Here is a 22096-nt window from a genome sequence, read left to right on the forward strand (position 1 = left end):
ACCTAAAAAAGGGCGATCAGCCTCCCGGAGCAAGGGTGAACATCAAATTATTACTTATTACCTCGATTAGCTGGGATTGCTTAGGTGGCATCAAACGGCAAACAGTTGTTGAATGCCACAGTACTCCTAAGTCAAATCCTAATTCAACCCCAGGGAACACTACTGGGACTATCACTAGGGAAAAAGGGAGACCAGAGTCTATGTGACTACCCAGAGTACTGTTTGAACAATCAATACTGGTGCCAATCAAATGGATCCGAAGACTCCACCTAACCATGGCGCTAGTCAATACAAGGTAAAACTAACTAAAGAAGGGGTTCTACCTAATGCATCAGAAAACGGTCGGTTTAGAAAAATCAGGGCAACCACCAGATTCCCTTGGCCAATACCCGACCCAGAAATCTTCCGAGGTTATTGAACACCTAATCGCGAACTGGTTGGATAAGACCCTATCAAATACACTATTACCAGAATTTAGTCAATCCTTCCAAATTCATAACTTTGATCTAGGTGATGAAATTATACCCTATCCTAGACGGGAGTTAAGCCAAAATTATGTTCAAAATGAACCAAATAAGTATTTTTACGTGGTCTGTTGCGGGCGGGTGCGGCTGCTAAGCTTTGATGGTGAAAAACAGCGGGACGTATCCGTACAGGTTCTTGAAGAGGGGGCAACCTTTGGGGCTGAGGAACTGTTGTGCAACCTATCTTATCCTTACCAAGCGATCGCAGCGAGTTCAGGACAGATTGCTCGGATGTCCTTAGCTGAACTGCAACCTTGGTTAGAACAGCTACCGGAGTGGCTCGAACACCTACAGCAACAAGCTCAGCACCGGCAACGCTTGATTTTCTTCAAGACCTTAACAGCATTGCGATCGCTTGACAGCATCACTCTACAGCAATTGTTGCCCTACCTGGTAGACACACGGATTTCCGCTGGGGAGTCCTTAGTTAAGTCTGGCCAAGTTGGTCGTTACTGGCTACGTAGTGGTCAGATTGAAAGGGGCGGAGTTCAACAGAATTGCCCACTAACTATTGCAAGGGGCGAAAGTTGGGGCTATCCTCAGCCAGTGCCGGAAGATTGGATTGCTCAAAGCGATTTATGGGTAACCCATCTACCAAAGGAACATTGGGAAACTGCCCAAATGATGGCACCGGTGCTGGCAAAGTTGAGTCCACAGACGGGTCAAACCTCTGAAAATGGACACCAGAAATCAGGGGCGACTAGCGCCATAGTCCACCCAGTCCGTACTCAGCCCGGTCACAGAGTACCGCTAATTCCATCCAACCTCCCTACCAATGGAAATGCTGAAACACAAAGTAACTCGACCCAGGCTGAGTCTAAACTGATACCATTTCCCGTACCGACGAAGCGACCTTTTATTCAGGGGTTGTGGCAACGCTATCCCTTCATTGAACAGCAATCCTCTTCAGATTGTGGCGCTGCTTGCTTGGCAATGATTGGACGCTACTGGGGCAAACGATTTAGCTTGAATTCCCTACGGAATCTGGCAGGGGTGGGGCGTTCTGGGTCATCCCTGAAAGGGTTAGCCAGAGCATCAGAAACCTTGGGATTTCAAGCTACTCCAGTTAGAGCGTCTTTAGCTCGCCTAGCGGATCGGAGTAACCCCTGGATTGCTCACTGGCAAGGTGATCATTATATAGTTGTCTATTCGGTCAAAGGGGAGAAGGTACTTGTTGCGGATCCAGCTGTGGGAAAGCGGACGCTTTCTCGACAACAATTTCTAGAGGGTTGGACAGGATATGCGCTGCTGTTGAATCCTACTCCCCAGCTAGCAGGGACTCCCAATCAAAAGATTTCTCTGAATCGCTTTTGGGGATTGCTATGGCCCCATCGCATAGTCCTGTTGCAAATTATCCTAGCTTCCCTACTGCTCCAGGTTTTTGGTCTGATTACCCCCCTGTTTACCCAAATCATTTTGGATCGGGTGGTGGTTAACAAAAGTGTTGTTACCCTCAATGTGTTTGCAATTGGTCTAGTCATCTTTGGCCTTTGGAGCATAGGCTTGAGTGTCACCAGACGCTACCTGCTGGATTACTTTTCCAATCGACTCAGTCTTACCTTTGTCAGTGGTTTTATTAAGCATACCCTCACACTACCCCTGAAGTTTTTTGAATCCCGCCAGGTGGGGGACATCCTGACCCGAGTCCAGGAAACTGGGAAAATTCAGGCGTTCCTGACTCAGCAAGCCATTGCTACTTGGCTGGATGTGGTAATGATGTTTGTCTATGTGGGGCTGATGCTCTACTACAACTGGCACCTAACCTTGCTGGTCCTGGCAACGATTGTACCGATTGCGATTTTGACCATAGTTGCCAGTCCATTTCTACGCCAAGTGTCCAGGGAAATCTTTAAAGAAACAGCAGCACAAAACTCCCTGTTAGTAGAAATGATGTCGGGAGTAGCAACTGTCAAAGCAGCAGCCTCTGAACAAGAGGTGCGCTGGCGCTGGGAAGACCGCCTCACGGGTCAGTTGAATATGGTATTCAAAGGACAGAACTTGGCCAACGGCTTAGGGTCAGTCAGTGGGTTGATTAATAACCTCAGCGGCACGGCTTTACTGTGGTTCGGGGCAAGTCTGGTAATTCAGGAACAGCTCACGATTGGTCAATTTGTGGCATTCAATATGCTCATTGGTCGGGTGATTAGCCCGATTTTGTCTTTGGTGGGACTTTGGGATGAGTTCCAGGAAATCTTGGTATCGGTGGAACGGCTCGATGATGTCTTGACCACCCAGCCAGAAGAGAATACCCAAAAACCCCTGATGCCATTGCCTGCGATCGCGGGGCATGTCCAGTTTGACAATGTCAGCTTTCGCTATAGTGAGGATGATGAACAATACACCCTTCAAAACATTTCCTTCGAGGTTGCCCCTGGAAAGACCATAGCCATTGTCGGACGCAGTGGCTCGGGCAAAAGTACCTTGGTCAAGCTGCTCCAAGGACTCTATCACCCAACTACAGGCCGTATTTTGATTGATAGCCACGACATCCGACATGTTTCTCCCCAGTCTTTGCGCTCTCAATTAGGTGTGGTACCTCAAGAATGCTTTTTGTTTTCAGGGACGATTTTAGAGAACATCACCTTATACAAACCTGAGTATAGCCTCGAACAAGGGGTAGAAGTTGCCAAATTGGCTGAAGCTCATGTGTTTATTCAAAACCTGCCCCTGGGATACAACACCAAGGTTGGGGAGCGAGGGTCTAACCTGTCTGGGGGACAACGGCAACGGATTGCGATCGCCCGAGCCTTGCTGGGTAACCCCAAGATTCTGATTCTCGATGAAGCGACTAGCTCCCTAGATACAGAATCCGAGCGACGTTTTCAACAAAATTTAGCTCGCATTAGTCGCGATCGCACTACCTTCATCATTGCCCACCGTCTTTCTACGGTGCGCAATGCCGACTCTATACTGGTCCTCGACCAAGGTCTGATCGCAGAGCGCGGTACCCACTCCGAACTCATGGCTGAGAAAGGTCTGTACTACCACCTAGCCCAGCAGCAGCTGGATCTTTAACCCTGGCATTTATGAAAGTTTGTAAATGTTTTTTGTAAAAAATCGCTCTCGGGGTGATCAGGGGTGATCAGTATATCCCCCACTGTCTTCAACATTGACTTTCACCAAGGTTCGTGTTCTCAGTTTAAATCAATAGACACAAAACTACCAGTGATTATGGGTGAACTACCATGAACAAACCACAACCATCTATCCCGTCTAGAGAGGGACTCCCTGAGGGACAAACCCCTCACCCTAATCTAACCTCAGCTGAGATTAGATCGATCTATGGGGGGACAGCGGTATCAGCACCACCACTCCCCCAATCAGCTAATCATGTTCAAAATCCGGTCACACCAACATCATCACTAGGGGCTACCAACACTGAAAACTGGTCAACAGCCCTACAAAATTTACTGGATCAGCCACCATCGGTACTGCCCCAGAGACTGCTTTTGGGAGGATTCGCCTTCTGTATGGTCTGTGGGGTTTGGGCAACCTTTGGCCAAATTGACGAAGTGGGTAAAGCCACAGGCAAGTTAGTGCCAAAAGGAGAAGTGTATAAAATTCATCCGATCCAATCCGGCAAGGTCGCCAAGATTGCGGTCAAAGAAGGGGAATCGGTTACCGCTGGGCAAGTCTTGGTGGAACTGGATAAAGAACTTGGCGCTACTGAAGTAGAGCGTTTGGAGCAACTGATCAATGCTGACCAAATCAAATTAATTCAGATGCAAGGGCTGATTGAAAACATCCACCAAGAAGCCCAAACCCGTCAGCAAATTGCCAAAGCGGACATTGACGCACAACAGGCCGCTATCGCTCAGGCACAGACTAAAGTAGCCGCCTTACGAGAACAACTGATCCAACATCAGCAGGCAAACGTCGCCAGTCAGGACAGACTAGAACGCCTAAAACGGCTCAAGGCGACTACCCAAGCACTGCTCCAGCAACGACAGGATGATGCATTTGCCCTTAAGGAACGCCTAGAGAATCTCAAACCCCTGTTAGCATCAGGGGCAATCTCAAAAGAACAAGTATTTCAAGCAGAACATAGCCTACGAGCGAGTCAGCGGGTGATTACCCAAACCCAACTGCAAGAAGCAGCCAGTAACCAAGACCAGATTTATCAAGCCCAGCAGAGTATACGCGATCGCAACAGCGCGATCACTCTGACTCACAGCGATCTCAACCAGACCTTAGCAGAAATCCAACGACTTCAGGCAGGTCTAACTCAGAAGCAAGCGGAAGTGCATCGGACTCAGCTAGAGACCAAGCAGAAACTTCAGCAGTTGGAGATCGAACTGACTCAACTAAATGCCAAAATTGCTGAAAACCGCAATCTGCTAACTAGTGCGAAAGCTAGGCTCAAACAAAAGTTTCTCTATGCACCGGTGGATGGAGTAGTTTCCTCCCTCAATGTTGCCAATATTGGTGAAGTCTTTCAACCCGGTCAAACCATTGCCGAAGTAGCGCCCCAAGATGCGCCCCTGGTGTTATCAGCTAGTTTACCTAATCAGGAGGCAGGCTTTATCAAAGAAGGAATGCCGGTGCAAATCAAGCTTGATGCCTATCCCTATCAGGAATACGGCATCATCAAAGGGAAAGTCACTTCCCTTTCTGCCGATGCCAAAACTGATCAACAACTTGGTTCGGTTTATGAGGTGGAAGTTTCCCTAAACCGTGACTACGTTACAGAAGACGATCAAATGATCCGATTCAAACCTGGTCAGACAGCCAAAGCTGACATCATTATCCGCCGCCGTCGGATTGTGGATTTCTTGTTAGATCCGATCCGACAGCTGCAAAAAGGTGGTGTCAATCTATAGCAGGACTAACGCAATTTAGCCATCGACATACTGCCTGTAGGGTAATGGGGGTGGTACTAAATCCAGGTCGATTAACCCTGATGGCACAACCAGTCAGGGAAGAGGAGTACAAGGGAGGAAAAGGGATTGACTGACAAGTCGTGGGCTTTGCCCAGTTAGGGAAATTTCTGCTCAGAGGTAGCATTGAGCACGGTCAGGGAAAAGCGGTTTGAATTACCTATGGATAAAGGATTTCACAGTCTTTTCACAAAATCTGATCCAAATGTTCACGAAATCTGATCAGAATTTTCATAAAGCTTTGTTCAAAATAGTCTTTACTGAGAGTGTTCCAAGTTTTAGAGGTTTGTCAGTCAACTAGGGGCAAGGGGGGAAGAATCTGGTGTTGTCCAAAATGGGGATGATTGATGGAGATTTAGAAGAAGAGAATCCTGATCTATCAATCGTTATTGATTGGTAAGAGATTATTCGAGATCACCCGATCACCCGATCACCCGATCACGCCATCTTCGGAGGTTTCACAACTCAAATCAGATGGTTAGATCAGTACTCTAACTCTTCGCTTAATTGACCAACCAGAATCACTGACTATTGAAACTAGAGGTAGAGTTCAAGCGTAAATCCTGCAAATCCAATTCGTTGACCTTCAGATCAAAAAGAAATCATCATGAGTTACTCCATGCTTCGTCGTTCTAATCGCCCACTGGGCAAAACCCTAGATCCTGAAAAGATTAGTTTGATTGAAGAAGCAATTCGCGATCGCAAGTATTCCTGGGCTTGTGTTTTGATGCTGCGTTATTTGGGTCTTAACCCCTTAGAATACATACCGTCGCGAACCTACTGCCGATTGCGACGGGATAACGAGAAAATGGACTCACTCAATCCAGCTACAACCGACAGCCTTAAGCAGGATAGGGAAGATGCTCAGAAGTGCTTAAGGAACATTAAAGATCTCGACTATGCAAAGCCCCTTGACAGCAGAAGCCAACTAGTTCAAGGGGGCTCTAAAGAACAGTGGTTTAACAAAAAATTGCCAAAATTATACTCAAGTACTAGGAATATAAGGTGTTTCTAGGGACTGGTAATCTCACCGTAAGTATTCAGCTATCAGCCATCAGCCATCAGCCATCAGCTATCAGCTATCAGTCATCAGCTAATGCCCTACAGATGGTGCTACTTGAGATGCTTTTGAATAAGCGATGCAGAGGTGCGACCCGTGGCGAATTAAATTACGGGTCAAACGCACCATTACGGTCTTGGGGAGGCAGTGCGGTCTTGGGGAGGCAGCGCGGTCTTGGGGAGGCAGCGCGGTCTTGGGGGTTTCCCCCATGAGCGACTGCCGTGGTTTCCCCCATGAGCGACTGCCGTGGTTTCCCCCACTCGCGCTTTGCATCAAGACAACAGGTAAGCATTGGAATAATGCTGAGTTACATCTGAATAAAACAGGTAAGCATTGCTTTAATCTCTGTTACTTCAGCATTAGGCTGACTGCTGAGTGCTGAGTGCTGAGTGCTGAATTCTGAATGCTTACACCTCACCAGGGCTGATAGCTCAATGCTGACAGTCCCCCAATCGCTGAATTTATAGCAGAAGTCAGAAGTCAGAAGTCAGAAGTCAGAAGTCAGAAGTCAAACTCTTGCGCTTACTTAGGTTTGAGACTAATGTCGATGTCCTAACTGCCCTGGCGACTGCTATATTTTGTTTTTTATTAATTTTTTGATACTGCATAAATTGCATTAATACTCCCAAGTTATTTTTCCATAACTTGGGCATTTTTCATAACAATTTGTAACATTAAACTCTCCCTAAAACTTTACCGCCAAATTGGCTTGACAAGTGAGACAAATTAAATTAATAACGGTAGGTTAAAAATAACAACAACAAAACCATTGTTGTTAGCTACCTACCTAACTTAATCAAGGATCGAGCTAAAGTTTCCGCCAAATTGGCGTGACAAGTGAGACAAATTCAACTAAGAGCGGTAGGATGAAAATAACAACAACAAAAACCAAAGTTGTTCTTAGCTACCTACCTAACTTAATCAAGGGTCGAACTAAAGTTCCCGCCAAATTGGCTTGACAAGTGAGACAAATTAAATTAAGAGCGGTAGGATAAAAATAACAACAACCAAGTTGTTTTTAGCTACCTAACTAATTTAATTAAAGTTTCCGCCAAATTGGCTTGACAAGTGAGACAAATTAAATTAAGAGCGGTAGGATAAAAATAACAACAACCAAGTTGTTTTTAGCTACCTAACTAATTTAATTAAAGTTTCCGCCAAATTGGCTTGACAAGTGAGACAAATTGAATAAGAAGCGGTAGAATAAAACTAACAACAACCAAGTTGTTAAGTAAAACAAAACTAACAAAAGAGCAGACCAACCATGAATATTTCTGACCTAAATCACATCGAAGTTGTTAACGAAGAAACCAATATCGTTGGTGGTTCAGACCTATACCGTAGTGTAACTTTCTATGATGTTAAGGACATTTATATCACTGAATATATCGATATTGACAAGTATGTTGACTCTTATGTGAGCCTTCGCGGCAACCTGGCTACTGCTGAAGCTACTGCTAGTGCCGATGGTTACAATAGTCTTAGTGAAACCTTTAGTGACGCTAAAGCTACTAATTACAGCTCTGATTCAATTTCTTTGTCTGTGGCTGCGGTCGGCTACTAATCTTAGTAGGGACTAATTGTAGTACCTGATTAGATGGCTGGGGGGGAAGCTTTTCTATCTAGGATAAATTCATCTCTAGATTTAGAGACCAATGCTTCCCCCTTAATTAAGGCAAATAGAAAGATGAAATGGGGAAGCCTTTCTATCTAGGATAAATTCATCTCTAGATTTAGAGACCAATGCTTCCCCTTTAATTAAGGCAAATAGGACGAAATAAGGAAGATTGTCTAGGCTCATGGCTTAGCAGTAATTCGTTGGAAACACTTCAAATTAACTGGGTGGATACAATAAAAAAAGTAACGGAGAACCTGGAACAAAAATGAATGGTTTGCGTAACGTTAGTTTACTGAAAATTATCAGTTAACAAAAAATAGTGATGGCCATGTAGTTTTAAATGTAGTTTTAAATTAAGGATTTTGGGATAGGAACCCCCTTTTTATTAAAAAAGGTGAGGCTTATCCATCCTTATCATCAATTTAACAGGCACAGCTATACACGTAGAGGGTGATTAATGATTATTAATAACCTATATTTTGCTCGGGAACATGTTCAATAAAACTGGATTATAGGCGGTGCAATTGCTCAGGCAAATACCACAACAATTGCTACAGCTGACCTGGCAATAGCCGATGCTGATGCATTCGCTGATGGCGATCAAACCTCAGCAGGGGCTGATACTGATGCAAGAGTAATAAATACCAAGGTTTCTAAGAAGAGCATCGCTAAGGCGAGTGCTGATGCTGAGGCTAGGACTAAGCAAGGACTTTTCCGGGCTAAGTCTGACAGTTTGTCTTTGTTTTTAGGTATATATATATAGATAATACCGATTTTGGTAAATCCGGCTATAAATCAATAAGGGTTTTCGGTAATTTTCGGTAATAGGTAAGGGAGACTAGGGGATGGGCGACGGAAACTAAAGTTTCTATAGTTTACCACCCAGCCCCTAACTTGATAATGAGGAGTAAATTGAATTAGGAATGAAGGGGAAAAGATTTTCATTCCTTTTTTAGGTTGAGCCTAAATTTCCTAAACTCATTGGCATAGTTTTGGAATGGAGGGATTTTTGTTGATAGTTAATATTTGATGCTTGGTAGAGATAAGGCGTGTAGGAGCGGCAGTAAAACAGTTAACGGTCAACACTCAACACTTAACACTCCACAAACCAGGTTCAACAGGTGCAGTTTAAGGGTAACACAAGGCTGATAGCCGATTAATAGCCATGGTTAATTTCAGCAGAACATTGACAATTCTTCCTCGTGTGAGTCTGATTAGAAAGAGTCTCGGAAAGAGTCTCACACAGAGGTTGACAAAGCCCATCACAGACAGCATCGAACAGAACCATAGTTTAACTACTAGTTCAACTGCGACTACAAACAATTTTTCAAACAATTTTTCCAGTATAATCAGAAACAATAGCCTCACTATCAATGGTAACGATCGTAGTAGGATAGTAACTAACGACTCACGAACAAATAGCACAAATAGCAGTTCATGGACTAATCGCTGGAGTTCAAGCAGTAGCGATCGCTTAACTAGAGGTATTTGATAGCACTGGTAATGGCATTGCTGATGCCACTTTGGTGAAATTCAATAACGATATTCTAGCTGTAGTCCAAGGAACCGTGGATGGACAGGGTGCAACCACCCTAACTAATGCCAATTTCATCACAGTATCTGATGCAATTTAAGCATAAAATTGATAAGTATTAGGAATCACCCCATCCCTTACATTTGTTAACTCATCCGTTGCTCCATATATTGCCCCATTACCCGATCAGCTAAAATCTGAACAAGGAAAAGCTAAGCATGACTATTCTTTCTAGAGCATCCCTTGAACCACAGGAAATTACTGAGTTTCTGAAACGAGAAATCCAGCTAAAAGACGTCTCTGAGAAAATTTTGTATCAAAAAGTCATTAATCGAGCTGCTGTCGAAAGAAACCTAACCGTCACCGCCGAAGAAATTCAGGAAGAGGCAGATAAATTCCGTCACCAAAATCGCTTGGAGAAGGCTTCAGACACTCTAGCTTGGCTAGCCGATAATATGATTACTTCCGATGACTGGGAAGCCGGAATTCGCCAGCAATTGCTAGCTAAAAAGTTATCCAAATCTCTATTTGATAAAGACGTGGAAAAGTTTTTTGGTCAAAACCGACTAGATTTTGACCAAATCTTGCTCTATCAAATTATTGTAGCTAACGAGAAACTTTCCAAAGAACTCTTCTATCAAATTGAAGAAAAAGAAATTAGCTTTTATCAAGCCGCTCATATCTATGACATTGATGAGCAACGCCGACAGAAGTGCGGTTTTGAAGGGAAGCTTTACCGTTGGAATTTACGTCCAGATATAGCAGCGATTGTCTTTGGTGTACCTATTGGACAAGTGGTCAATCCGGTCAAAACTCCTCAGGGTTATCATATCTTGATGGTAGAAAGGTTTATCCCTGCTGAATTAACACCGGAAAGGTACGACGAGATATTGGATAGACTGTTTCAGGATTGGCTCAATCGTGAACTCAACTATATGCTTCATAGTGACACTATGGTTGATAAGGTTGAGAGTCAAACTGCGGAGGCGTTGGGTCAGTAGTGGAATGATTTAGGGTAATGGGTAATGGGTAAGTCAGCTATCAGTCGTCAGCTATCAGTCGTCAGCTCTCAGCTCTCAGCTCTCAGCTATCAGCTCTCAGCTCTCAGCTCTCAGCTCTCAGCTCTCAGCTCTCAGCTGATAGCTTACCCTTTAAAGTAGGTAAACCTCAATCAACAAAGCCATGGAGACATTAAATTATGATTCGCTCCGGGATAATCAGAAAATGGATAGTTTCACCAGATGGAAAGGTAGTAGTCCAAGCCGAAAGTAGGGCATTTGCATCTGGTGATCAAGTAAACACCAGTCAAGAGGTTACTGTGACCAGAGAGTCTGGCAGGAGTTATAGTAGAAGTTCCAGCTCTAGCTTTGCTTCTTCTACGGGAAAAAATAAGGGAGCAAAATGCTCCCACTAGTGGTATTTTTGTCAACTAATGACTAATTATATCAAATCCGGTTGACTAATTATCATATTCCTGATCGGGGAATTAGTAATTGGTAATTTGGTAAGTATTAATGGGTAGTTAACGATTACTCATTACCGATTGCTTATGACCAACAATCCAGGAGTTGATAAGTGATTAACCGGACTTGATTATTAGTATGATTAATCCCTTAATAATTTTGACTTATCGGTAAAACTTTTAGTTTTTACTCGGTATCCAATGCTCAGTAAACCGAAGAAAAGTAAGCCTAGCAAGTTTGACGATTCAGGAGCTTTAACGGTTACCTTATTCGTTTTAGCTTCGACTAAGGTCAAATAAGTTGCTGTTTCGAAAGTGCGCTCATAATAACCCTGAACATCAGCCAGAGCAAATTCCTCTGTTCCTCCAAACAACTTAGTAAAGTCGTTATAAGCAAACACATTGTCACTGTGAGCAGACACAAGGAAATCATCATATCCTAGAGTCTCTAAATTACCAGAGAGAGCGAAGAAGTCGATGGGAGTACTCAAGTCATTGGTGTCATATAACTCGAAAACTACGGTGCCCTCGGCACTTGCACTTTCAGCAGGTGGATTGTCGATCATGGTGATTAGATCGAGAAAACCATTGAAATCGAAAGAAAAGGTTTCCCCTGCATCGACAAAGAAGTTGTAACCGATAAGTCCAGCAAAACTTTCCGCAATACCACGGTAGTTGCTTCCTTCACCCTCAGCGGTACTCAAAGATTTATTACGAGCTCGTTGTAGTGGATCGGGTGAATCAGGGTTAAAATTTGACTCCGCGTTCGCCTCAACAATCACCTCACCCCCAGTTGAAATCACAAAAGTGTCGGCTTCAGACATGGTAACCACTTCCAGAGGATCAGTACTAAAGTTTCTGAAGTCAAAGGATCCTTTAGACAAAGCGAAAGTAGCAGCCAAACTTGGTGCAGCAGCGAGAACGGAACCGGTTACTGTAGCGAACAGTAAGAATTTTTTAGCAATGGTTTTGTTCATTTTCATAATTTTCTGGGTGTTGTGGAATAAATTTCAAGCAGCGAAGTTTTTTTTAACTGCCTAAATTTGCGGTTCAATTTGGGAAATTTAAGGCACAATAATTGTTCTGATACTAGTGTTGTAATTGTTGTAATCAACAGTAAGCACAGATATTGATTGGTGCCAACACAAAATCCGGAAAATGATTATAAAGAATGGTAAAATTTTTACTTCATATCATTCTTTAGCCGGAAAAAATCCCTATTTATAGGTAAGTATTCAGATCAGGCAATGGCTGATAGCTGGTAAGCGTAGCATGCGCGTAGGGCGTTAGCTGACGGCTAAATACTTCCATTTATAGATTAAGAATAATCTAAAATTCGCTATTAATTATAAAGTCAGCGTAATTCTAAGTATAGATTATTTAAAGATTTTGTGAACTTAATTTACGGCAGTTAAATAATTTATCAAAAGCTTTGATTGGATGCTTAAACAGCTTTGAATAGCTTGTGTTTCATAATGGATAATAATTAATATGTAATCGTAAATCAACTAATAATTGCCAATTAAATTAAAAGATTACATGTCGGCTATAATCCTGAGATAGTCTGGATTTAGCCAATTAGTTTACGCAATTTATTAACCTGATTTTTATCCAACTTGGAGGGAATAATCAGGGATTTCTTTTTCAGTAATTTAGTTCTCAGTAATTAAAACTATGCTCATGATTGTCTAGGTATAGTTGTGGAGCATAGCGACCTTAAACCTAGAGCTGGTAATGATTTTGGGACGCTTGTCTCCCCCCCAGAGCAATTACCGATTATAATAATTAGTCAACCGGAGATGATAAGCGCGTTTGTATTTGAGATGTAAACCTAGAAGGTCTTTTTTTATTGGAAAATAAAACTCCGGATCTCTTGCCCCTCTTGCCTGCCCCCCTTACTAAGGGGGGTTAGGGGGGATTCCTCTTGCCTTTTGCCTTTTTCTGCAATACGTGTGTTTACAACCTAGATCCAAACGCTATAGTATTATTTTATTCAGAGAAATTTGTGGGTTAGATCAAGCTCGGTTAATCCCGTCGTTTATCCTAAGACTATCAACGAATTAAGCTAGGGTACTTGAGCCGAGTTATGGATCATTTGATGGTGTTATGTTAAAATTAAGCATAATTTATATTTCAGCAATGGAAAACTTAAAGACAACTTAACTAGGAGTCCTGTTTCTAGTTTAAAGTGTCACGATTTTAAAAATCTAATCTCTGCTAATGCCACTAACTTTGAGAACGTCAGTAAGTGTAGGACAGTAAGTCGGTAAACCAAAGGTGGTTGGATTAACGGGGTTGTGATAAATAAAATGTCGGTAATTCAAGGAAAACCGACTCCAAGGATCCATCTGAATCCGGAACAGCACAATAAAGATATTGGCAAGCCAGATAAACAATGGTAGGCGAAAATAAATTTGTTTACCAAGATACCTACAAACTTCTTCTACGGCTTGGTTAACACTCAACGGCTGACAACCCAAAACCAATCTACCGCTAGACATCCACTCTGGTTCTGCACTCAATGCTTGAGAAGGAGGATGATCAATCAGGTATCGCACCACCTGAGCAATATCTTGGGCGTGGATGAAGTGGAAACTGCCATCAGCTCTAAACCAACGAATCAAGTTAATCCATTTGACAATATCTGGGAGTCCCGATGACAGATGGGAGTAGGGTTTAGTTTCGTCTCCCCCCAGTACCAAGGTAGGAAAGAGGGTAGTAATCTTAGGAGCGGACGCTAATTGGGATAAGCGCTTGAGACAAGTGTATTTGGAATAGATATATTCTGTTCCAAGTTCACCGGCCTCTGTCAGTAATTGGTTATTCCTATCCAGTACGCTAGCAGTAGAGAAATAAATCACTTGCTCACAAACAGTAGGGTCAAGCAAGTTCATTAACTCGATAGTTTTGACAACGTTAATATCAAATGTTTCCTGTTGCCCTCCCCAAGCGGTTGCTGCCAGAATTGCCGCATCCATTGTCTTGAGCAAGTCACCAAAGTCTTCAATCTGCTGCAGGTCACCTTCTAGGATGGTAATGCCAGCACGCCTCTTGTCGCCACACTTCAAGTCGTCAAACTTGAATTTGTCAGGGTTTCTGACTAACAAATACAACTCATGGTCAGTTTCGAGACTTAAGGCTTCAGTGATGTAGTGACCAATGCAGCCACTAGCACCAGTTATAAAAATCCGCTTGGAGGTCATGGGATTTTGGATTTTCAATTCAATTATGTACTCCCGATCCTGACCTAACACTAACAAACAACTAGGTCAACTACTTCTAGGGGTACAAGAAGGTTTTGATCGAGTGAAGAACACTTCCTTGATTGTTGTGGTGATGCATCTTGAAGGATTCTATCCTTAGTCGTCTAATCAAGTATCTGCACTCTCAAGATATTTCTATAAGGTTGTTAATCTCATCCCCTTGAAGGGGATGAGACTGAAGCGAGGATTCCATTTAGTGGAGGGGCTACCTGGACAAGTAAACGTCTGCACCTTGAAAGCCCGGTCCAACTCTGACCGAAGGATACCCTAGGGAGGACTAGCGCTCCCCGAACCTATGACTGCTAGAGGGAGAAAATGGCACAGAATCTGGTTATCGATTCTCTACTCTCTCTTGTGTTATCGACTATTATGCATGAACAGCCATTAATTCATTTGCCTTTTTGGCAGTTTCAAAGAAGAATCTAACATTATCTTCTGGAGTGCCGGGTAAAACACCATGACCGAGATTTAAGATATGACCTTTGTTGCCAGCTTTGCGAATAGTATCGACAATGCGATCGCGAATAAAAGCTTGTGACCCAAACAGAACTCCTGGGTCGATATTGCCCTGGACTTTCATCTTATCACCCAATCTTGTTCTAGCTTCTGCCATGTCTACGGTCCAGTCTACGCTGACCATATCAACCCCCGACTGTCCCATGCGTTCAAGCACTCCAGCGCTACCACTGATATAGAGAATGAAGGGGGTATCTGGGTGAGTGGCTTTAACCTGCTGTACTACTCGCTGCTGATAGGGTAAGGCAAAGGTTTCGTAGTCTTGGGGACTCAGTTCACCTGCCCAAGAGTCAAACATTTGTATTACCTGAGCACCGCTATTGATTTGATAACGGACATAGATAGCGATCGCATCCGCTAGCTTACCCAAGAATTGGTGTAGCATAGCTGGTTGTGAGAAGGCCATCCCTTTAATGATGGAGTAATTTTTAGAACTTTTACCCTCAATCGCATAAGCGCCCAAAGTCCAGGGAGCACCGACAAAACCCAGCACTGCTGCCTCATTGCCCACTTCTTGCCGTAGCGCCTTCAAAATTTCCCGGATAAACCCAAATCTATCTAAATCCAACAGATGTAGCTGGTCAATTTGTTCCTGGGTACGAATCGGTTGGTTAATGATTGGCCCTTTACTTTCGACAATCTCAAACTCGATACCAATCCCTGGTAATGGAGTTAGAATATCAGAGAACAAAATCACTCCATCTGGTTGAAACGCTTTCCAGGGTTGTAGAGAAATCTCAATCGCGATGTCTGGATTTTCGGAGCGCTCGCGAAAACTCGGATACTTATCCCGCAAATCGCGATAAACCTTCATATAACGACCTGCCTGTCGCATCATCCACACAGGGGGACGGTCTAACACCTCACCACGAGCCGCCCTCAACAAATAAGGAACCTGGGTTGACCCAGCCATATGGTATCTATCCTATTATACTTTTTTAAGTGTATTTGTCAGCTTATCATGGTGGTATTCCCTTTACTCTCCTGATTTGAGAAGATTAAAAAAGTGTTAATAATAAGTTACATTCTAAGACGGTGCCTTCGTTAAACTGAGATCTTGCACCATTGTCATTAATCGTACGGTGGGCAGTAGGGTGGGCAGTGCCTACCAACGCGCTTTGCAAGCTTCATTATCTGTCTGGTGCACTGCCCACCCTACATGAACTGCTAACCTGCCAACTTTCAACCTGCTAACCTGCTAACCTGCTAACCTCCAACCCAACTCAAGGTCCCGACCTCAGCATCTAGTTCAACCAGCTGTCCGACAGGAAGGGCAGCGTTAACCCCATCGTGACCGAAAGGCAAGTCAGAGACAACCGGTATACCGAGATCCCAAATGCGATCGCGCAACACTTCCTCCACAGTCCAGCTAGGAACATCCTTGGGAGGAGCACAACGGCTAAACCGCCCTAACGCAATACCTTTCACCCCGGCCATTGCACCAATCATGCGCCACTGAGTCAACATCCGGTCAATGCGGTAGGGAGCCTCAGTTACATCTTCGAGAGCAAGAATCACCCCTGATAAGGAAGGTTGTAGGGGTGTACCGAGCAGATGAGTAGCAACCGTAAGATTAGCCGGTAGCAACACACCAGAAACTTTACCACCTCCCCAACCAACCCCTTTCAAGGGAGCTATGGGTCGTCCTTCCACCCAATCAAACAACCGATTGAGTGACCATTCCGGTTCACCAGCAATAGTAGTCAATAACGGACCATGAACACCGGAAACCCCTATCTGACCAAGACTCCACAGTAAAGCAGTAATATCAGAAAAACCAATCAACCACTTCAACTGTTCTGGCCATTGTTCTGGCCATGTCCAGTCTTCCAGAAGTCTAGCGCTACCATAACCTCCTCGACCACAGAGAATGCCCCGACATTGGGGGTCAAGACAGGCTTCGAGCAACTGTTGGCGTCGCTGACTATCAGTCCCAGCTAGGTAACCTTCCCTAGCGTTCCAGTTCTGTGGTAATTGGACATGGTAGCCACGGGATCGCCAAATCTCAATCCCCCGATTGAAAGCATCAACCTCACGCAAGGTTCCACTTGGCACAATTACTCGCAATACATCTGGCGGTTTTAATGGTGGTGGTAGCTGGCATAAAGAAAAACCAGCCATCATCTGTTGCACATAAAGTTGATTCACGCGCTCCGATACTTTTTAGCTACCAAAGTCTACCAAGATAGACCAAGGCTCGCCAATGCAAGATGCCATAGCATCCAGGGGGTATCTCCCAAAGCTCTCGGGAATATCCCGCGAGCGCCATAAAAATGTCAAAAAAGTTTAACACCGGGATTTAACCGCAACTATTAAAGCCTTGGTTTTCGGCTTTAATTTAAGTTACATAATAATCACTGTCGGTGTTACCCTAATTTAAGTGTAACAAATAATAAGAGTTTTTGGTAGACTCTGCGACATTTTATCTAGCTGTTTACTAACCCTTTTTCTTGTTTCTCAATTTGCGTTGCAGCAATCGTTGCTTGCTTTGCAAATCCACGAAAAAGCGAGGGCGTTCTACCAGTTCACCTGTCGATACAGCCAAGAACTTTTCGAGTCCCAAATCAATTCCGATCGGATCACCATCAGGCATTGGTTCAGGAACAGAAACATCGGCTTGCAGAATCAGCTGAGCGTACCAGCCCGACGATTTCAACACGACCCGAACTTGCTTGATCTCAAATCCTTCAGGAATAGGTCGATGCAAGTGGATCGGCACGGTTCCAATTTTCGGCAGTTTGATCTCAAATCCGTTGACAGGATTCGACTTGAACTGCGGAAACACAAACGAACGATACTGGCCCGACTTTTTGAATCGAGGAAATCCAAACCCTCTGTGTTGCATGAACTTGAACGACTTATCCAGTCGCTTCAAGGCATCTTGCCAAACTTGGGAGTGAACTGCCTTCAGTTGTCGAATCAACTTTTTGGCTTTGGTAAGAGCGTTCTGCTGTTTGTAGTAGTCAGGGTATGGCGTGTCAGCAGGGATGATGTATTCGAGTCTGATGCTGCAAGCATTGACCAAGCATTTACGCGAATTGATCCAGTCCTTACGCTCTGCCAAAGCATAGTTATATACGCGACGGCATTGCTCCAACCAGCCAAGCATTTTAGCTTCCTGGTCAAGTCCTGGATAGATTCGGTAGCTGTAGGTCAAGTTCAACATCCGTGTATTCTAACAGATTTACATCTTCTGTTAGAACCGATAGATAGTATGTCGATTTTCGGGGCATCGAACGCGCCCCGCGTCTCCAAAGGAGAAACCCCTCAATCGACCCGGGGTGTCCATGTATCCCGACGCTAACCTTTCAGGTACAGCGCGGGACTTATAGCCTCCCGAACCCCCCATTAGTTAACCGCTTAAATAAATGTTACGAATAGCCTAGGGCTGAATACTCACCTTACCGAAATATTGAACTAAAATCCCCAAAAGCGCTATCCTAGTAAGGTGTGTAGCTAAGATGTATAGACTATCAAAACTCTGGCGACCTAGTAAAGTAACCATAATAACAAAACCATCACAATTGACAATTGACGTATGTTTGATGCTCTCGCCGAACGCTTAGAAGATGCTTGGAAAAAACTACGGGGTCAGGACAAGATCTCTAGTTCTAACATCCAAGACGCCCTAAAAGAAGTGCGTCGCGCCCTCTTATCGGCAGACGTCAACCTACAAGTAGTCAAAGATTTCGTTGCTGAAGTAGAAGCGAAAGCACAAGGCAGTGAAGTCACATCAGGTGTTCGCCCTGACCAGCAGTTCATAAAAATAGTCTACGACGAACTGGTGCAAGTGATGGGGGAAACCAATGTTCCCCTAGCCCAAGCAGACACCCCACCAACCGTTGTGCTAATGGCTGGTCTACAAGGTACTGGTAAAACTACGGCTAGTGCCAAACTCGCTTTACATCTGCGTAAGCAAGAACGTAGCTGTCTGTTAGTGGCTACAGACGTGTATCGACCCGCAGCCATTGATCAATTAGTCACCCTCGGTCAACAAATTGATGTACCGGTGTTTGAGTTAGGTACAGAAGCTGACCCAGTAGAAATTGCTCGTCAAGGGGTAGAACGGGCAAAAGCAATGGCTATCGATACGGTAATTATCGATACAGCGGGACGACTGCAAATTGACCAAGAGATGATGGGAGAACTCTCCCGCATCAAAGAAACCGTCCAACCCCACGATACTCTACTAGTGGTGGATGCCATGACTGGTCAGGAAGCAGCAACCCTGACCCGCACCTTCCATGAGCAAATTGGCATTACTGGGGCAATTCTCTCCAAACTTGATGGGGATAGTCGTGGTGGTGCTGCCCTTTCAGTCAGGCAAATTTCAGGTCAGCCGATTAAATTTGTCGGGGTTGGGGAAAAGGTCGAGGCACTACAACCATTTTATCCTGACCGGATGGCATCCCGGATTCTGGGTATGGGGGATGTACTCACCTTGGTTGAGAAAGCCCAGGAAGAGATTGACATCGCTGATGCTGAACAGATGCAACAGAAAATGCTGGAAGCAAAATTTGACTTCAGCGATTTCTTGAAGCAGATGCGCCTGTTAAAGAACATGGGCTCCCTTGGTGGGTTGATGAAACTGGTTCCAGGCATGGGCAAACTCAGTTCTTCTCAACTTCAACAAGGGGAAACCAAGCTCAAGCAGTCCGAAGCTATGATTAGTTCCATGACCTCCGAGGAGCGTCGTAACCCAGATTTATTAGCTAGCTCTCCGAGCCGCCGCCGCCGCATTGCCCAAGGTTCTGGTCATACGGAAAAAGACGTCAGGGGTCTGGTGAGTGAATTTACCAGAATGCGATCGCTTATGCAGCAAATGGGTCAAGGTCAGATGCCAGCCATGGGGGGGTTAGGTGGTATGTTAGGTGGTATGGGTGGTGGAAATCCTCGTAATCAACCTGGTTGGCGTGGTAGTGGCTCTGGCAAGAAAAAGAAAAAAGCCAAGAAGAAGAAGGGATTTGGGGAATTATAGTAGAAGGTCAGCTAGTAAAAGGTTAGAAGGTTGTTCGCGTAGCGTGACCGAAAGGTCAAGGTTAGAAGGTTGAAGGTTAGAAAGTTGAAGGTTACCCTGAAGGTTAGCCTGTTGTTCGCCTTTGGCGTTCGGTGTAGGGTAGTTTAGCCAGTAGAAGGTTAGCCAGTAGAAGGTTAGCCTATTGTTCGCCTTTGGCGTTCGGTGTAGGGTAGGTTATCTGGTAGAAGGTTAGCCTAAAGTTTAGCCAGTAGAAGGTTAGCCAGTAGAAGGTTAGCCAGTAGAAGGTTAGCCTGAAGGTTAGCCCGTTCCCTGAGGCGTGCGGAGTAGGGTAGCTTAGAAGATTGTAAACCGGTAGCGGCTTGCCTGCTGATTCAGTTAAAATCTTCAACATTCAACCTGTTCACTTTCAAACCCCCAAAGATCGCTTAAAATCAAACAGGTGAATTAATTAGGTACAATGATCAAAATCAGATTAAACGATTCGGTAAAAAGCGTGAAGTCAGCTATCGCATAGTGGCCATACCCAGCAGTGCCCGCCGTGATGGACGTCCTCTAGAAGAACTGGGATTCTATAATCCAAGAAATGATGAAACGAGGCTGAATGTACCAGCAATAGTGAAGTGGCTCAAAAATGGAGCTCAGCCAACACAAACCGTGCGTAATATTTTGCAAAAAGCCAATGTTTTTGAACAAATCAGTACCTGAAATCCTATCTGCTTCTGTTCGAGATGATGACCCAGATTATTCAGCACTAGTGAGATTTTTAATCGAGCCGTTCTTGGAATCACCAGACTCCCTCAGCGTAGACTGTGAGAAATCAAATGGGAAAGAGCGTGTGTGGATTCGACTAGCTTTTAATGGAGAAGATAAAGGGCGAGTTTTCGGTCGTGGTGGTCGCAATATTCAAGCGATTCGGACAGTAATTAAAGCAGCAGCCCAAGCTGCTGGTCAAACTGTTTATTTGGATATCTATGAAGGCTCAGGCTCAGGTAGTAGCCCTCGTCGAGACAATGGCCCTAGTCGTAGATCCATTGTCAGAAGAAGTTTACCTCGCCGAGTGTCCAGACCTAGAGTAATTCCAAGATTTCCCTCCTAGTGCTCTAGTTTTGAAGGTTTCGGTAATGAGAGGACCATGGAGAAAAGGGGGTGAAGAACATCCGGCTGCTGTACCTCTCATTACCAATGGCAGGAAACCTTGAAGATTGGTAATGAGAGGTAGATTGAGTTGTATATTAAGTTACTTAAGTTACCAGTTAACTTCGATAGTTGAGACTGAAGCCTGTAGTTGATAAACCTTGAGTGAAGTATCCAAAACAATTGAGCTACCCAGCCCAGAAAGTGCAATCGCCTTGGTTGGAGACCAGGAAGAAAACCTGAAAACCCTATCACGGCAAACCGGTGCGCATCTGGTGCTGCGAGGGCAAGAGTTATTGATTTCTGGCACCGAGAAACAGGTCGAGCGGGTATCATCCCTAGTGCGATCGCTTAAAATCTATTGGCTCGAAGGTAAGAGGATTACAGGAGTAGACATCCAAACCGCAATTCATGCCTTAGATACCAAGCGACAGGATGAATTACAAGATTTACATCAAGATGTGCTGGCTCATACTCGCCGGGGTGAGGTAATCCGAGCTAAAACCTTCCGGCAACGGCAGTATATCAAAGCTGTACTAACCCATGACCTCACCTTCTGCGTGGGACCAGCAGGCACTGGCAAAACCTTCCTAGCTGTGGTAATCGCCGCTCAGGCGTTACTAAATAATCAATATGAACGGCTGATTCTGACACGACCAGCGGTAGAAGCTGGTGAAAAACTTGGCTTTTTACCGGGAGACTTGCAGCAAAAAATTAATCCCTATTTGCGCCCCCTTTATGATGCTCTCCATGAACTGATTGATACAGAGAAGACTGCCAATTTAATGGAACGGGGCATTATTGAAGTGGCTCCCCTAGCCTATATGCGAGGTCGCACCCTCAATAATGCCTTCGTGATTATTGATGAAGCTCAGAATACCACACCAGCCCAGATGAAGATGGTTCTGACTCGTTTGGGTTCACGTTCTCGGATGGTAGTGACTGGTGATCTCACCCAGACCGATTTATCTAGCAACCAACCCTCAGGATTAGCGATCACCCTAAAAATATTAAAATCTGTAGAAGGCATTGCTTTCTGCGAACTAACTAATAAGGATGTTGTCCGTAATCCCCTCGTTCAGAGGATTGTTACTGCTTATCAAAATTATGAACAGTGAAGAATTGCTATT

General features: G+C 44.4%; 15 protein-coding genes and 1 pseudogene. 11 read left to right on the forward strand and 5 right to left on the reverse strand.

Annotated features, from left to right (window positions below):
* The 7 genes from LYNGBM3L_RS46930 to LYNGBM3L_RS02985 form a co-directional block, all read left to right on the forward strand.
* Positions 1 to 206, forward strand: a 206-nt coding sequence (locus LYNGBM3L_RS46930) for a hypothetical protein (RefSeq protein ID WP_008178909.1), incomplete at its 5' end; no start/stop codon positions are given.
* A gap of 120 nt (positions 207 to 326) precedes the next feature.
* Positions 327 to 3539 carry an ABC transporter transmembrane domain-containing protein gene (locus tag LYNGBM3L_RS02960; protein ID WP_008178911.1) on the forward strand — a complete coding sequence of 1071 codons (3213 nt, stop codon included), beginning with the start codon at positions 327 to 329 and terminating at the stop codon, positions 3537 to 3539.
* 170 nt (positions 3540 to 3709) lie between these two features.
* The gene (locus tag LYNGBM3L_RS02965; RefSeq protein WP_008178913.1) at positions 3710 to 5344 is read left to right on the forward strand and encodes a beta-barrel domain-containing protein; all 1635 of its coding nucleotides are present in this window, start codon (positions 3710 to 3712) and stop codon (positions 5342 to 5344) included.
* Between the two features lie 664 nt (positions 5345 to 6008).
* The gene (locus LYNGBM3L_RS02970) at positions 6009 to 6416 is read left to right on the forward strand and encodes a HetP family heterocyst commitment protein (RefSeq protein ID WP_044492142.1); all 408 of its coding nucleotides are present in this window, start codon (positions 6009 to 6011) and stop codon (positions 6414 to 6416) included.
* Between the two features lie 124 nt (positions 6417 to 6540).
* Positions 6541 to 6843, forward strand: a complete 303-nt coding sequence (locus LYNGBM3L_RS42690) for a hypothetical protein (protein ID WP_154659658.1) — start codon at positions 6541 to 6543, stop codon at positions 6841 to 6843.
* Between the two features lie 882 nt (positions 6844 to 7725).
* On the forward strand, positions 7726 to 8025 hold the full coding sequence (locus LYNGBM3L_RS02980; RefSeq protein ID WP_008178922.1) for a hypothetical protein: 300 nt from the start codon (positions 7726 to 7728) through the stop codon (positions 8023 to 8025).
* Between the two features lie 1806 nt (positions 8026 to 9831).
* Positions 9832 to 10614, forward strand: a complete 783-nt coding sequence (locus tag LYNGBM3L_RS02985; RefSeq protein ID WP_008178926.1) for a peptidylprolyl isomerase — start codon at positions 9832 to 9834, stop codon at positions 10612 to 10614.
* A gap of 604 nt (positions 10615 to 11218) precedes the next feature.
* Here the strand turns inward: LYNGBM3L_RS02985 and LYNGBM3L_RS02995 are convergent.
* The 5 genes and pseudogenes from LYNGBM3L_RS02995 to LYNGBM3L_RS03015 all read right to left on the reverse strand — a co-directional run.
* Positions 11219 to 12058 (reverse strand): hypothetical protein, encoded by an 840-nt coding sequence (locus tag LYNGBM3L_RS02995; RefSeq protein ID WP_008178932.1) that lies wholly within the window; start codon positions 12056 to 12058, stop codon positions 11219 to 11221.
* Positions 12059 to 13282: 1224 nt separating this feature from the next.
* The gene (locus LYNGBM3L_RS03000; RefSeq protein ID WP_044492206.1) at positions 13283 to 14278 is read right to left on the reverse strand and encodes an NAD-dependent epimerase/dehydratase family protein; all 996 of its coding nucleotides are present in this window, start codon (positions 14276 to 14278) and stop codon (positions 13283 to 13285) included.
* Between the two features lie 427 nt (positions 14279 to 14705).
* Entirely contained in the window at positions 14706 to 15767 is a 1062-nt protein-coding gene (gene hemE, locus LYNGBM3L_RS03005) for a uroporphyrinogen decarboxylase (protein WP_008178937.1), read from the reverse strand.
* Positions 15768 to 16060: 293 nt separating this feature from the next.
* Complete coding sequence (locus tag LYNGBM3L_RS03010; protein WP_044492207.1) at positions 16061 to 16978, reverse strand: S66 peptidase family protein; 918 nt, start codon at positions 16976 to 16978, stop codon at positions 16061 to 16063.
* 316 nt (positions 16979 to 17294) lie between these two features.
* Positions 17295 to 18020: pseudogene (locus tag LYNGBM3L_RS03015) on the reverse strand (RNA-guided endonuclease InsQ/TnpB family protein); the annotation flags it as partial.
* A gap of 372 nt (positions 18021 to 18392) precedes the next feature.
* On the opposite strand from LYNGBM3L_RS03015, the gene ffh reads away from it, so the two are divergent.
* The 4 genes from ffh to LYNGBM3L_RS03035 all read left to right on the forward strand — a co-directional run bounded on the left by ffh (position 18393) and on the right by LYNGBM3L_RS03035 (position 22084).
* Positions 18393 to 19832, forward strand: coding sequence for a signal recognition particle protein (ffh, locus tag LYNGBM3L_RS03020; protein ID WP_008178942.1), 1440 nt, complete (start codon positions 18393 to 18395; stop codon positions 19830 to 19832).
* A 447-nt stretch (positions 19833 to 20279) separates the two neighbouring features.
* Complete coding sequence (gene rpsP, locus LYNGBM3L_RS03025) at positions 20280 to 20537, forward strand: 30S ribosomal protein S16 (RefSeq protein ID WP_044492145.1); 258 nt, start codon at positions 20280 to 20282, stop codon at positions 20535 to 20537.
* On the forward strand, positions 20512 to 20928 hold the full coding sequence (locus LYNGBM3L_RS03030) for a KH domain-containing protein (protein ID WP_008178947.1): 417 nt from the start codon (positions 20512 to 20514) through the stop codon (positions 20926 to 20928). The genes rpsP and LYNGBM3L_RS03030 overlap by 26 nt, the downstream gene beginning before the upstream one ends.
* Positions 20929 to 21127: 199 nt before the next feature.
* Positions 21128 to 22084: a PhoH family protein gene (locus tag LYNGBM3L_RS03035; RefSeq protein ID WP_008178949.1), complete on the forward strand. Its 957-nt coding sequence runs from the start codon at positions 21128 to 21130 to the stop codon at positions 22082 to 22084.
* Positions 22085 to 22096 lie beyond the last annotated feature (12 nt).

This window comes from Moorena producens 3L (assembly GCF_000211815.1).
GTDB lineage: Bacteria > Cyanobacteriota > Cyanobacteriia > Cyanobacteriales > Coleofasciculaceae > Moorena > Moorena producens.

Bases quoted from the DNA above. Each gene is read 5' to 3' on its own strand.
- LYNGBM3L_RS03010 (WP_044492207.1), bottom strand. From the start codon at position 16,978: ATGATGGCTGGTTTTTCTTTATGCCAGCTACCACCACCATTAAAACCG.
- LYNGBM3L_RS02970 (WP_044492142.1), top strand. From the start codon at position 6,009: ATGAGTTACTCCATGCTTCGTCGTTCTAATCGCCCACTGGGCAAAACC.
- LYNGBM3L_RS03000 (WP_044492206.1), bottom strand. From the start codon at position 14,278: ATGACCTCCAAGCGGATTTTTATAACTGGTGCTAGTGGCTGCATTGGT.
- LYNGBM3L_RS02985 (WP_008178926.1), top strand. From the start codon at position 9,832: ATGACTATTCTTTCTAGAGCATCCCTTGAACCACAGGAAATTACTGAG.
- hemE (WP_008178937.1), bottom strand. From the start codon at position 15,767: ATGGCTGGGTCAACCCAGGTTCCTTATTTGTTGAGGGCGGCTCGTGGT.
- ffh (WP_008178942.1), top strand. From the start codon at position 18,393: ATGTTTGATGCTCTCGCCGAACGCTTAGAAGATGCTTGGAAAAAACTA.
- LYNGBM3L_RS02995 (WP_008178932.1), bottom strand. From the start codon at position 12,058: ATGAAAATGAACAAAACCATTGCTAAAAAATTCTTACTGTTCGCTACA.
- LYNGBM3L_RS42690 (WP_154659658.1), top strand. From the start codon at position 6,541: ATGCAGAGGTGCGACCCGTGGCGAATTAAATTACGGGTCAAACGCACC.
- LYNGBM3L_RS02960 (WP_008178911.1), top strand. From the start codon at position 327: ATGCATCAGAAAACGGTCGGTTTAGAAAAATCAGGGCAACCACCAGAT.
- LYNGBM3L_RS02965 (WP_008178913.1), top strand. From the start codon at position 3,710: ATGAACAAACCACAACCATCTATCCCGTCTAGAGAGGGACTCCCTGAG.
- LYNGBM3L_RS02980 (WP_008178922.1), top strand. From the start codon at position 7,726: ATGAATATTTCTGACCTAAATCACATCGAAGTTGTTAACGAAGAAACC.
- LYNGBM3L_RS03030 (WP_008178947.1), top strand. From the start codon at position 20,512: ATGTTTTTGAACAAATCAGTACCTGAAATCCTATCTGCTTCTGTTCGA.